This is a genomic window from Streptomyces otsuchiensis (assembly GCF_004305975.1).
Lineage (GTDB): Bacteria > Actinomycetota > Actinomycetes > Streptomycetales > Streptomycetaceae > Streptomyces > Streptomyces otsuchiensis.
Window position 1 is genome coordinate 1 of the sequence record NZ_BHZI01000175.1, and the last position, 12594, is coordinate 12594.

General features: G+C 72.9%; 12 protein-coding genes. 2 read left to right on the top strand and 10 right to left on the bottom strand.

What is annotated here, in order from left to right; translation table 11 throughout:
* Positions 1-60: 60 nt before the first annotated feature.
* Genes E0D90_RS17105 through E0D90_RS17125 form a run of 5 tightly spaced genes read right to left on the bottom strand, consistent with a single transcriptional unit; the run spans position 61 to position 6041 of the window.
* Positions 61-699, bottom strand: a complete 639-nt coding sequence (locus tag E0D90_RS17105) for a DUF6875 domain-containing protein (protein WP_130799127.1) — start codon at positions 697-699, stop codon at positions 61-63.
* A complete protein-coding gene (locus E0D90_RS17110) occupies positions 696-1814 on the bottom strand; it encodes a pyridoxal phosphate-dependent aminotransferase (protein ID WP_130799128.1) in 1119 nt (372 codons plus the stop codon). The genes E0D90_RS17105 and E0D90_RS17110 overlap by 4 nt, the downstream gene beginning before the upstream one ends.
* Positions 1815-1864: 50 nt before the next feature.
* Positions 1865-3541: an AMP-binding protein gene (locus E0D90_RS17115; protein WP_130799129.1), complete on the bottom strand. Its 1677-nt coding sequence runs from the start codon at positions 3539-3541 to the stop codon at positions 1865-1867.
* Positions 3538-4545, bottom strand: coding sequence for an acyl-CoA desaturase (locus E0D90_RS17120; RefSeq protein WP_103528109.1), 1008 nt, complete (start codon positions 4543-4545; stop codon positions 3538-3540). Before E0D90_RS17120 ends, E0D90_RS17115 begins: the two co-directional genes overlap by 4 nt.
* Before the next feature lie 35 nt (positions 4546-4580).
* Positions 4581-6041, bottom strand: a complete 1461-nt coding sequence (locus tag E0D90_RS17125) for an MFS transporter (protein ID WP_103528108.1) — start codon at positions 6039-6041, stop codon at positions 4581-4583.
* Positions 6042-6129: 88 nt separating this feature from the next.
* Between E0D90_RS17125 and E0D90_RS17130 the strand changes: the two genes are divergently transcribed.
* On the top strand, positions 6130-6726 hold the full coding sequence (locus E0D90_RS17130; protein ID WP_103528107.1) for a TetR/AcrR family transcriptional regulator: 597 nt from the start codon (positions 6130-6132) through the stop codon (positions 6724-6726).
* A gap of 62 nt (positions 6727-6788) precedes the next feature.
* On the opposite strand, the gene E0D90_RS17135 is transcribed toward E0D90_RS17130, so the two are convergent.
* The 5 genes from E0D90_RS17135 to E0D90_RS17155 all read right to left on the bottom strand — a co-directional run bounded on the left by E0D90_RS17135 (position 6789) and on the right by E0D90_RS17155 (position 11309).
* Complete coding sequence (locus E0D90_RS17135) at positions 6789-7715, bottom strand: SDR family NAD(P)-dependent oxidoreductase (RefSeq protein WP_130799130.1); 927 nt, start codon at positions 7713-7715, stop codon at positions 6789-6791.
* A 113-nt stretch (positions 7716-7828) separates the two neighbouring features.
* The gene (locus E0D90_RS17140; RefSeq protein ID WP_130799131.1) at positions 7829-8827 is read right to left on the bottom strand and encodes an SDR family oxidoreductase; all 999 of its coding nucleotides are present in this window, start codon (positions 8825-8827) and stop codon (positions 7829-7831) included.
* Positions 8824-10146 (bottom strand): FAD-dependent oxidoreductase, encoded by a 1323-nt coding sequence (locus tag E0D90_RS17145; RefSeq protein WP_130799132.1) that lies wholly within the window; start codon positions 10144-10146, stop codon positions 8824-8826. The genes E0D90_RS17140 and E0D90_RS17145 overlap by 4 nt, the downstream gene beginning before the upstream one ends.
* A complete protein-coding gene (locus E0D90_RS17150) occupies positions 10147-11061 on the bottom strand; it encodes an SAM-dependent methyltransferase (RefSeq protein ID WP_103529021.1) in 915 nt (304 codons plus the stop codon).
* On the bottom strand, positions 11058-11309 hold the full coding sequence (locus E0D90_RS17155) for an acyl carrier protein (RefSeq protein WP_103500312.1): 252 nt from the start codon (positions 11307-11309) through the stop codon (positions 11058-11060). The genes E0D90_RS17150 and E0D90_RS17155 overlap by 4 nt, the downstream gene beginning before the upstream one ends.
* Positions 11310-11524: 215 nt before the next feature.
* On the opposite strand from E0D90_RS17155, the gene E0D90_RS17160 reads away from it, so the two are divergent.
* Complete coding sequence (locus E0D90_RS17160) at positions 11525-12577, top strand: thiamine pyrophosphate-binding protein (protein WP_170214987.1); 1053 nt, start codon at positions 11525-11527, stop codon at positions 12575-12577.
* Positions 12578-12594 lie beyond the last annotated feature (17 nt).

A 12594-nucleotide genomic window follows, 5' to 3' on the forward strand; every position in this document is an offset into this window, starting at 1 on the left:
GATGAGGCCGCCGGGCGGCGCCCTCGGGGGCGGGGACGTCCGGTGGGTGGCGCGGACCGGTCAGCAGAAGCTCCCCCCGGCCGCCATCAGCGCCCCGGAGTCGAAGAGCCGCACCAGCTCCGGCTCGACACGCTGCGCCGCGTGGTAGTGCGAGCCGAAGCGGGCACGGTACTTCTCGAACCAGACCGGGTGCTGATGGAGGAAAAGTATGTCGTGGAAGGCCATGCGGCGCACCGCCATCATCGGCAGCGGCGCCCGATTGACCGGGAACAGCGGATTGCGGGCGGACGGCGCCTCACACGCGGGATGCATCTGGCCGAGCATCATCTCCCGCTGCACGGCGGTGTCCTTGACCCGGCGGTGCGCCTCGTCCACCAGGCCGTACTCCGAGGGCCCCATCCCGTCGAAGACACAGATGACGCTGGCCAGCGACGGGTTGGGGGACTGCGCCAGCCCGGCCTCGAAGCGGTCCATCAGCCGGTGCGTCAGCCGTTCCAGCTCAGCCGCCGAGCCCCCGCGTGGCCAGCGCACCCGCACCAGCTCCAGGCACTCGGCGCGCTGGGCGGGCCGCACGAAGGGACAGACCGCGCCGGGCCGCCCCAGCTCCGGGTGGGGCGCGCTCACATAGTCGGCGAGCCAGCCGGTGAGCCGCCGCTGCTGCCCGGCGCTCAGCGGCCGGAACAGCGCCTCGGCCGTCATCGCACGGCTCCCGCCGTGGGCCGGACCCGTCGCAGCACCGCCGCCAGCGCGTCCACGCAGCGCTCGACCTGCTCCGGGGAGCCGACCGTGATCCGCAGCCGGCCCGGCAGCCCCAGCAGCCCGAGATCGCGCACGATCACCCGGTGTTCGGCGGCCAGCCGCGCGGTCAGGGCGGCGCTGTCGCCCGGGACGTCCACCATCACGAAGTTCGCAGCCGAGGGCGCGCACCGCAGCCCGAGCGCCGTCAGCCCGCTCACCAGAAGCTCCCGGGCGTGCGCGGTGCCGGTGCGGACGTGCTCCAGATGGTCGGGACGGGCCAGGGCTGCGAGGACGGCGCGCTGCGCCGGGCGGCTCACCCGGAAGGGCAGGGCCCGCGCCGCGCGCTCGATCCGTCCGATCAGCTCGGGCGGGCCGATGACACAGCCGGCCCGCACCGAGGCCAGACCCCACGCCTTGGAGAAGGTCCGCAGCACCAGTGCCGGCGCGCCCTCGCGCACGGCGGCGAGCGCGTGGTGGTGCTCGGCGCCGGCGAAGTCCAGGTAGGCCTCGTCGAAGACCAGCACCCCCGGGGCATGGGCCGCCGCGTCGAGCAGTTCCCGGACCTGCCCGGCGCTCAGCAGGGCGCCGGTCGGGTTGAGCGGGTTGCAGACGAAGGCCAGGTCGGTCCCCGCGCGCAGCGCCGCCGCCATCTCCGGTACGGGCACGGCGTGTTCGGCCAGCGGCAGCGCCCGCATCCGGGCGCCGGCGGTGGCGGCGGACGCCGCGTAGCCGGGGAAGGTGCCGGCCGTGGCGGTCACCTCGGCGTCCGGGGCGCGCAGCATGGCCAGGGAGGTGAGCAGCACCAGCTCGTCCACACCGTTGCCGAAGGCGACCATCTCCGGTGCCACCCCGAAGTGCCGGGCCAGGGCCGGGCGCAGCGCACGGTACTCGCTGTCCGGGTAGCGCTCCAGGTGGAGCGCCGCCTCCTCCGCGACCGCCTCGGCGGCGCCCGGCGGCGGACCGTAGGCGGTCTCGTTGAGGTGCAGTCGCAGCCCGTCCTCGTCGGCCGGGCCGGACCGGAAGAACGAACCTCCGGCGGGCGCCTGCCCCAGCGGGCCGCTGGTCGTGTCGATCATGGAAGGAAGCTCCTCGCTCGTCTCGGTCCCGCTGGTCACCGGTGCCGTCCTCATCCCAGCCGGACCCGGGCGATGGCGCGCAGCCGTTCCTCGCCGAGCAGCGCCCGGCACCGGTTGCGCTGGACCTTGCCGCTGGGTGTGCGGGGCACCACGCCGTGCTCCAGGAACCAGCACTCCGCCAGCGCGACGCCCGCCTTGCCGCGTGCCAGCGCCGCCGCGTCGTCGGCGATGGCCCGGAAGTCGTCCCGGCGGCGCCGTGGTTCGGTCAGCAGGACCAGCTCGGGGGTGCCCGCCCGGCCGGTGTCCAGCAGCACCGAGGAGCCCTTCCGCAGCGGGCCGAGCGCGTCGAGCGCCGACTCGATCTCGGCGGCGTAGATCTTCCGGCCCCCTACCGACAGCAGGTCGTCGGCCCGGCCCGCCACATAGATCTCGCCCTCGTGCTCGAAGCCGAGGTCGCCGGTGCGCAGCCGCCCGCCGGTGAACCGCTGGGCGGTGCGTTCCGGGTCTCCGTAGTAGTGGGTGGCCAGACTGGGCGAGGAGATGAGCAGTTCGGCGCTGGTGCCCGGCGCCCCCGCGGTGATCTCCACCCCGGGCAGCGACGGGCCGTTGGAGACCAGCCGGACCGCGTCCGGGGCGCCGGCCGCCGCCTCGGTGGCGCGCCCCTCCAGCAGTGCCGTCCGCTCGAACCAGCCGGCGCGCGGCCGCTGGTCGTACGGGGTGCAGGAGACGGCGAGGGTGGCCTCGGCCAGGCCGTAGGCGGGCATGAACGCCTCGGGTCGCAGCCCGGAGGGGGCGAACCGCTCGGTGGCGGCCGTGATGGTGTCCCAGTCCACCCGCTCGGCGCCCATCACCAGGACGCGCAGGGCGAGTTCGCGGGGCAGCGGGGAGACCTTGCTCTGGGCGCGGGTCGCCAGGTGCAGCGCCGTGCTGGTGCCGGCCGTCATGGTCGCGCCGTACTCGGAGAGGTCGCGGAACCAGCTGCGCGGCGCCATGCTGAACCGCTCGGGGGTGGAGAGCACCAGATCGAAGTCGTACGCCCAGGCGTTGAGGAGGCAGCCGAAGGCGCCCATGTCGTGGGAGAGCGGCAGCCAGCAGCCGATCACCTCCCGGCCGGGGGTGGACCCGGCCATCTCCAGCATCATGCCGAGCTGCGCGGCGATGGCGCGCGGAGTCAGCGCGCAGCCCTTGGGCACACTGGTGGAGCCCGAGGAGCACTGGATGAAGGCGACCTCGTCCGGGCCCGGCGGGCTCGGGTCGACCCCGCCGGGACCGCCCTCCAGCGAGGACCAGGTGAGCACCGGCAGTTGGGTGGTCACCTCCGCCGGCGTCAGCGGCAGCAGCGTCTCGTCGGTGAGCAGCACGGTCGGGTCGACGCGCCCCAGCAGCGCGCCGAGCTGCGCGCCGTACTCGGCCGCCGTCATGCCGCGGGCGGGCAGCGGCAGCGAGGCCACCGCCGCTCCCGCGATCCAGGCGGCGAGCAGCCCGCGCACCGCGTGCGGGGTGTTGGTGAGCACCGCGGCCACCCGGGTGCCCGGCACCACCCCGGCGGCACGGAGCGTGCCGGCCATGGCGTGGGCGTCGGCCGAGACCTCCGCCCAGCCGCTGCGGGTGAACCGGTCGCCCTCCCAGGCGTGGAGGGTGCCGCGGCGCGAACCGCCGAGCAGCGCCTCCCACAGGCCGGGGTGCGGGTCGGCGGGCGTTCCCGGGTCGTTCCTGCGGGCGTTCACTCGACCTCGACCGGGGAGGGCTTGGCGTCGGGGCGGCGCTCGGCGAGAGGCACGAGGTCCTGCTGGCCGCGCAGCAGCTCGTCCCGGTCGGCTCCGGCGGCCTCGACGCGGCTGACGCCCGCCTCGCGCATCGACAGCCGGTCGGTGTCGATGCGGATGACCTTCCACGCCAGGCGCGTCTTCTCCAGCGCCCATATGAAGATCGCGGAGAGGTCGACCTCCCACCAGCGCATGCCGTGACGGGCCGAGCGGGGGAAGGCGTGGTGGTTGTTGTGCCAGGCCTCGCCGAAGGAGGGGACGGCCAGCCACGCGATGTTGCGCGACTCGTCGGTGGTGCTGAAGCGCCGCCGGCCGAAGTAGTGGCCGATGGAGTTGACCGCGTAGGTCATGTGGTTGACCAGGAAGATCCGTACCAGGCCGCCCCACAGCATGCCGGTGAGGAAGGCCGCGGGGGAGCCGCCGGTGAGGGCGAAGCCCAGCAGGCCGGGCAGCACGATGCCGGAGGCGACCACCAGGACGAAGTTCTCGCTGATCCACCGCAGCGACTTCTCCCGCGTGAGGTCGGGGCAGTAGCGCAGCGGGTCGGAGGTGAGCCGCTTGTTGAACAGCCAGCCGAGGTGGGCGTGCCAGATTCCGGCGGCCATGCCCCGGAAGCCGGGCTCGAAGTCCAGGTGCGGGCTGTGCGGGTCGCCCTCCTTGTCGGCGACCCGGTGGTGCCGGCGGTGGTGGGCCGCCCAGATGATGGGCGGCCCCTGTCCGGCCATCGCACCGGCGGTCGCGAGGGCGACCCGGATCGGCTTGTAGGTCTGGAAGGACCGGTGGGTGAGCATGCGGTGGTAGCCGGTGGAGATACCGATACCCGCGACCACGTACATGATCGCCAGCACCAGCAGGTCGCTCCAGCTGAAGACGCGGTTCCAGAGCAGGACCATCCCGGCGATCACCGCGAGCAGCGGGACCAGTGACGCCGTGAGGATGAACCAGCGGTGTTCTCGGCCGTCCATCGGCCACCTCGCTATCTTGGGGCTGTGGTGCGTCGCTAGACGCCCTGTGTTGTCTCGGGGTCGAACTCGGTACGCAGGGACGGCAGTCCCAGCGCGGTGACGGCGGCGACGGCGGTGAGCACCGTGCCGGCGAGGAACGCGGTGTGGTAGCTGTCGAGCAGGGCCTGGGGCAGCGCGCTGCCGGACTCGCTCGAGGTGGTGAGGCGGCTGCTGGCCAGGGTGGCGAGCACCGCGAGGCCGACGGCGCCGCCGACCTGCTGGCCGGAGTTGAGGATGCCGGAGGCGGCCCCGGTGTCGGCGCGGTCCACCGCGCTGACGGCCGCCACCACCAGCGGGACGAGCGCCAGGCCGTAGCCCGCGGCGCAGAGCAGCAGGGTCGGCAGCACCTCGCCGACGTAGCCGCCGCCGACGCTGGTGCGCAGCAGCAGCGCCAGGCCCACGGTGGCGACGGAGAGTCCGGTGAAGCACAGGATCCGGCCGCCGACCCTGGGCAGCAGCTGGATGGCGAGGCCCGAGAAGACGGCCATGGTCACACCGAACGGCGCCCACGACAGGCCGGCCCGCATCGGGGACCACTCCTGGACCAGCTGCATGTACTGAGTGAGGAAGAAGAAGATGCCGTAGAGCCCGGAGGCGGCCAGCAGCATCATCACGTTGGCCAGCACGATCTGCCGGTTGCGGAAGATCGAGAGCCGGATCAGCGGCTCGGCGGCGGTCTTCTCCCGCACGCCGAACAGGCCCAGCAGCATGGCGGCCACGGTGATCCCGGCAAGTGTGGCGGGTGAGGTCCAGGAGCGGTGCTCGGTGCTGATCACGGTGTGGACGAGCAGCAGCAGCCCGGCCGTCAGCAGCAGGGCGCCGGTGGTGTCCAGGCGCACCCGGCGGTCGCGTTCGTCGCGGTCGGCCATGGCGGGCGCCATCGCGAGGGCGAACAGCAGCACGCCGATGGGGATGTTGACGAAGAAGACCCAGCGCCAGCTGATCAGGTCGGTGATGACGCCGCCGAGCAGCACTCCGGTGACGCCGGAGATTCCGGTCAGCCCGCCCCAGACGCCCAGCGCCTTCCTGCGGCCGGAGGCGTCGGTGAAGGTGTTCACCAGGATGCTCAGCGCCGCCGGGCTGAGCAGCGCGGCGCCCAGCCCCTGCACGCCGCGGGCGACGATCAGGGTCTCGGGGTTGGTGGCGATCCCGCCGAGGAAGGACGCCGCGGTGAAGATCGTCAGACCGATGAGGAAGATCCGGCGGCGGCCGAAGAGGTCGGCGCAGCGTCCGCCCAGGACCAGGAAGCAGCCGAACAGCAGCATGTAGGCGTCGACGACCCAGGCCAGCGAGGCGGCGCCGAAGCCCAGGTCCTCGCGGATCGAGGGCAGGGCCATGGCGACGACGGTGTCGTCGATGATCACGCTGAACTGGGCTCCGCAGGTGACCGCGAAGACGAGTCCGGCGGCGACGGCCGGCTTGTTGGCGGTGGCTGTTTCGGGTGGTGATTGCGTCATGGGGGTCTCCCGCACGGTCGAGTGCACCGATGGTCTTTCTACGATCGTAGTAGACTTTCCTACGAGCGTAGGACCCTAGGGTGGTTACATGCAGTCGTCAATCGATCCCCAGTCCCTGAGAAACCCCACGAGGCTGCGGCTTCTCGACGCCGCCGTCACCGTGATCGCCCGCGACGGGCTGCAACGGCTCAGCCACCGCCGCGTCGAGGACGAGGCGGGCCTCAAGCACGGCGCGACCACGTACCACTTCCGCACCCGCAACGCGCTGATCGAGCAGGTCATCGCCCACCTCGCCGACCGCGACCGCCGGGTGATGGCACAGGTACTCGGCGGCGCCTCGCACCCCGCCGCACCCGACGAACTGGCCCGGGTCCTGGAGCCGTTCCTGACGACCGCCTACGACCAGACCATGGCCCGCTTCGAACTCTTCCTGCACGCCGCCCGCGAGCCCCGCCTCCAGGGCCCGCTCGTCCACTGGCGGGCCCTGTTCGCCGAGAGCGCCGAGGCACTGCTGCGCCACCTCGGCGCGCCCGACCCGGCCGGCAACGCCGAGATGCTGGTCACCGGCATCGACGGAATGCTCTTCGCCGGGCTCTGCCTTCCCGACAAGCTGCCCCCGCAGGAACTGCGCAGGCAGTGCGAGGCACTGCTCGACCGGTGCATGGCGGCCCCCGCCGCGAGCTGAGCGACGCCCTGCCGCGCCGGTCCGCGCGGAACGGTCTGCGCGCACCGGACGCCCGGTGACGCTCACGACCCGGCCTCCGGGGAGGCGGCCGCCGCCACCGCCCGGTTCAGCCGGTCCATCCGGGTCGCCAGCGACAGCCGGCCCTCCAGCCGGAAGACCGGCGGCCGGCGGCCGTCCACATCGTCGAAGCCGTAGCGCGCGGCCAGATCCCCGGTGGCCAGCACCTGGCCCGCGTGCTCCGCCACCGCCGGATCGGCCGTCAGCGACGCCACCGCGCGCCCCACGTACTCCGGGCTGTGCACGATGGCGGCGGGCCCGGTACCCAGCAGGTCGGCGGCGGCCGCCACCCGCTCGGTGCGCACGAACCCCGGGTGCAGCGCCAGCGCCGTCACCGGGGTACGCCGCAGATCCGCCGCGAACGCGCGGTTCAGCCGGTCCGAGCCGTGCTTGAACACGTCGTAGGCCGCCTGGCCGAGATAGACGTCGCCGTCGGTGTAGCCGATGCCCACGATCAGTGGCCGCGGCCGCTGGAGCATCAGCGGAACCAGCAGCCGGGTCACCTCGTACTGGGCGCGCAGCGAGTCGGCGCACAGGTCGTACCGCCACATCGGCTGCTGCCAGAACGGCGCGTCGAACCGTACGTCGCCCGAGCGTTCGTAGCCGCCCCAGGCGTTGTTGACCAGCAGGTCCAGCTGCCCGTGCTCCTCCGACACCCGCCGCGCCAGCGCCTCGTTGTCCGCGCCCCGCGCGTGGTCGCACACCACCGCGACGCCGGTGCCGCCGCGCGCCGTGACCTCCTCGGCCACGTCCTCCACCGTGCCCGGCAGCCCCTCGGTACGCGCTCCGGAGCGCGAGCTGCGCCCGGTGACGTAGACCGTCGCGCCGGCCTCGCCCAGCGCCAGCGCGATGCCGCGCCCCACGCCCCGGCTGGCCCCGGTCACCACGGCCACCGTGCCGGTCAGCTCCGGCGGTGCCCAGCCCTCGTTCATCTGTCCGGTCCCCTCTGTTCGTCGTGCGTCAGGTGCGTCAGGTGCGGCAGGAGCGCGCGTCACCGCGCGGTGCGTCGTGTGTCAGGTGCGGTGTCGCCCCTGGCGACGCGCGCTCAGCGGCCCGACGCGAACCGCAGCGTGCGCAGATAGGCGTCGGTGTCGGCGATCTTGGGAACGCCGAGGGTGTCGCGCAGTTCGGGCATGGAGGTCGGCAGCACCCCGCCACCGGCCCGCGTCACCTCGCTGACGTCCCGCAGCACCGACAGGTAGGTGCGGGTCAGCGGCGGCAGGCCCGACAGGTCCCGGGCCCGCTCGTCGTCCGGGTCGATCACCGGCACCGGAGCCAGCCGGCGACCCCGCGCGGCCGCGTGCTCGGCGCAGATCCGCAGCGACTCCGTCATGTCCATCGCCTCGGGCCCGTAGGTCACCCAGAACTCCCCGGAGGTCACCCCGCCCTCGATCGCGCGCAGCACCGCCTTGGAGAGCAGGTCCTGCGGCACCACGTCGATGCGGTTGCCCTCGTGCACGGGGATGAAGGGCGCGCGGCCCCGGCAGATCCAGTCCGAGATCAGCTGCACGATCTGGCCGCGGGAGGTCCAGCCGGTCAACGAGTCGCCGATGAGGTTGGTCGGCCGGAACACGGTGTGCGGCACACCGCTGTCCGCCAGCACCCGCTCCGCCAGCAGCTTGGAACGCACGTAGGGCGCGGTCACATTGGTCTCGCTCAGCGTCCCGCCCGCCCCCGGCAGCAGCGCCGCGACGAAGGCGGTGCTCATGAAGTGCACCGGCGCGCCCGCGAGTTCGGCGAACTCCGCGACCCGCCGGGTCCCCTCGATGTTCACCGGCACGTACTCCTCGTCGGGCCGGCCCCACTCCGTGAGCCCGGCCGAGTGCACCACCACGTCCACCTCGGCGGCCAGCGCGCGATACGCCGGCGGCTCCAGTCCCAGCAGCGGAAGCGAGACGTCGCAGCGCACCACCCGGGACGCCCGGCCCGGTTCGACCGGGCCGCGCGCGGCGGCCAGCAGCTCCACCTCGCCCACCTCACGCAGCAGCGACTGGCCGACGACACCGGAGGCGCCCGTCAGCAGGACGACCGGACGCGCGCTCATGCCCGGCCCTCCCGCCAGTCCAGCAGCCGGCTCATGCCGCGAACCCCCGCGAACAGCAACGGCTCCGGCGGGAACGACGGATGGCGCCGGCTCGCGTCGTCCACGTACAGCAGCCGCGAGTACTCCGAGTCCTTGCCGAGCACCAGGTCGCGCAGCACCTTGCCGCCGGTGTGGGTCGCGGAGATCCCGTTGCCGCAGAAGCCGTAGCCGTAGAAGAGGTTGCCCGGCAGCGAACCGAAGTGCGGTGCGAAGTCCCGCACGATGTCCACCGTGCCGCCGTAGGCGTAGCGGAACCGGACGTCCCCCCACATCGGGAAGAACCGGCGGAACTCCCGGGCCAGTTCGCGGTAGGCACGCGGATCGTTCATCCGGCGGCGGCGGGTGTCGCGGTTGCGGAAGTACAGCGCCGGGCCGCCCGCCCACAGCAGGCGGTTGTCGGCGGTGAACCGGGCACAGGTCAGGAACGACTTGGCCTCCACCAGCCCTTCGCGGCCCTCCCAGGCGATCCGGCCGAGCTGCTCCTCGGTCAGCGGGTCGGTCACCAGGGCGTAGCTCCACAGCGGGATGACCTTGTCCCGGAAGGGCGGGAAGGTGAACTGGTGGGCGTTGGCGGCGATCACCACCTTGTCGGCCACGACCCGCCCGCCGGGGGTGACCACGGCCGGCCTCACCCCGGGCTCCACGCGCAGCACCGGGGTGCGGTCGTGGATCACCACGCCCAGCTCCCGCACCACCCGTGCCAGCCCCCGGGCCAGCTTGAACGGGTTGATCAACGCGCCCCCGGTGCGCAGCGAGCCGATCAGCGCGGGGGAGTCGATGACCGCACGCGTCTCCTCGGCGCCGAGCAGCGCCGGGCCGCTGCCGCCGGAGAGCCGCGCGGCCAGCGCGCGGTCCTCCTCCAGCCGCCGCAACTGCGCAGGACTGGTCGCCGCCAGCAGGTAGTCGTTGGCCTCGAACTCCGCGTCGACCTTGTTGCGGCGCAGGAACCGGCCGATCTCCAGGATCGAGCGCCCCACGGCGCGCGACGCCTCGGCGGTGCGCTGCTCACCGAACTGCGCCACCAGCGCCTGGATGTCCTTGCCGATCGTCGGCGTCACGAAGCCGTCGGCCCGGCCGGACGCCCCGTGGCCCGAGTGCTCGGCCTCCAGCACGTGGATGTCGAGTGCCGGTTCCGCCTGCTTGAGGAAGAACGCCGTCCACAGTCCGGTGTAGCCGCCGCCCACGATGCAGACGTCGCAGTCCACCGGCTCCCGGAGCGGGGGCCCCGGCTCGGCGCTCTCCGTTTCGTGCCAGTAGACGACGTGTTTGATGTCGCTCATTCAGCGCACCTTTTCGAAGACGATGCGGGACAGGCCGAGATGGCGATTGCGGAAATGTCCGACGGAGCTCTCCAGATAGCGCTCGTAATGCGCGACGGTTTCCTCGCCCGAGATCGCCACGGCCTTTTCGCGCTGAGCTGTCAGCCGTCGGTGCCATTCCCCGGCCGTGCGGGCATAGTGGTCGGGGTCGTTCCGGAGCGAGACGATGTCGAAGACCTTCTCGCTGGCCTCGGCGATCTCCGAGACCGCCGGGATCTCCGACTCCGGGAAGATGATGTCCATGATGAACAGCAGGTCGGAGACGGTCCGGCGGTCCATCACCACGTTGTTGCCCTTGACGCAGGTCTGCAGCGCCAGCCGTCCCCCCAGCGGCAGCCACTGGGCGCACCGCGTGAAGAACTCGCGGTAGGCGGCGACACGCGCGGCGCGGGAGAGTCCCGGCGCGGCGAAGTGCTCGAAGGCGCCGATCGACACCAGCGCGTCGTACCCGCCGTCGGCCGGACGGTGCTCCTGCCACGACTCCAGGAGCAGTTCGGTCCGCGCCGGCTGCCGCGCGCGGAACCAGTCGGCCTGGCTCTCGCTGAGCGTCACGCCGACGGCGTGTGAGACGCCGTGGGCCTCGGTCAGCCGGCGCAGCATGCTGCCCCAGCCACAGCCGATGTCCAGGACCCGGCGGGCGCCGGTGGCCCGGGCGCCCGCGATCAGGTAGTCGAGCTTGCGCTCCTGCGCACGCTCCAGCGTCTCGGCCGGGTCGCCGTCCTCGCCCCACAGCGCGCAGGTGTAGGTCAGCGAACGGTCCAGCCACAGCGCGTAGAAGTCGTCGGAGACGTCGTAGTGGTGGCGGATCGCCTCCGCGGTGGCTCCCGCGTTGGCCACGGCGGCCGGGCCCACGGCCGGATCGGATACCCGGCTCACGCCTCCACGCCGCCGGACTGCGTGGCGTTCGCCAGCTCGACCAGGTCGCCGACGGTCTTGACGTCGGCGGCCCGGCCCGGGTCGAACTCGATGCCGACCTCGTCCTCGATCTCGTAGACGATGTCCGCGATCTGGAGGCTGGAGAGCCCCACCGAGTCGAAGCTTGTCTCGGCGTTCAGCGTGTGGGAGGAGGCCTTGCTGCCCAGCTTCTTCGCTATGAGTTCGCAGACCATCGGAACGGTGACCATGGTGACGACCTTTCGGTTTACCGGTGCATGGCGGAGATCACCCTAGGACGCGACGGCCTGAATTCGGGATGGCAAACCACTAGCAGGAGTCTGCTAGCCGCCCGGTGGTGCCACTGGCAGGTGGTTGTCATTGCCCGTGGTGCCCGGGCCGCACGAAAATGCGTTGTCGCCCCAATCGCTGACGGAACGGGACGCTCATGGGTCATTCTTCGCGCGTGGTCGACTACATCGCGGAATTCCTGCCGGCGCAGCGGCTCCGGCATGTCTTCGGTGTCGGCGGCGCCAACATCGAGGACCTCTACGACGCGGTGCACCACGCCGGTGCCCCGCTGCGCGCACTGGTCGCCAAGCACGAGTTCTCCGCCGCCGCCATGGCGGACGGCCACTTCCGCGCCTCCGGAGAGCCGGCGGTGGTCGTCGCCACCTCCGGGGCCGGTGCCATGAACGTCGTGCCGGGCATCGCCGAACTGCGGGCCTCCTGCGTCCCCGCCCTGGTCCTCATCGGCCAGCCACCCGCCCGGCTCGACGGCCGGGGATCGTTCCAGGAGACCTCCGGCCGCGCCGGCAGCATCGACGCGCTGCGGCTGTTCTCCGAGATCGGCGTCCACTGCGCCCGGGTGGAGGACCCCGAGTCCATCACCACGCTGCTCCCGGCGGCCTGGGAGGCGGCCCAGCGCGAAACACCGGGCCCCGCCGTGCTGTTGCTGCCCAAGGACGTGCAGCAGTCCGTCATCACCCCCTGGCGCGCGCCGGTTCCCGTGCTGCCCGCGCCACGCCCGCTGACCGCCGACGCCGTCCGCCGCGTCGCGGTACGGACCCTGCTCGACGCCCGCGGCGCGGGCGAAGTCGTCGTCATCGCCGGCCGTGGCGTCGCCCGCTCCGGAGCACGGGACGAACTGGCCCGGCTCAGCGACCTGCTGGACGCGCCGGTCGCCGTCGCGCCCGACGCCCGCGACGTCTTCGACAACGGCCACCACGACTTCCTCGGAGTCACCGGGGCGATCGGCCACCACTCCGCCCGCCGCAGGATCACCGGCGCCGCCGCCGTCCTGCTGATCGGCACCCGGCTGCCGCAGCTCGCCGGCGGCGACCTGCGGGACCACCTCAAGGGGCTGCCGGTGGTCGCCCTCGGCGCCGACCCGCCGTTCCTGGACGACGCGCACCCGGGAGTGCTCCACCTCGACGGGCCGCTGCGCGAGGAGATCGCCGCACTCACCGGCGAGCTGGACAGCGCCCGCCGCGTGGGGCGCTGTCCAGCTCGCCGGTGAGTGCGGCGATCTCCTCG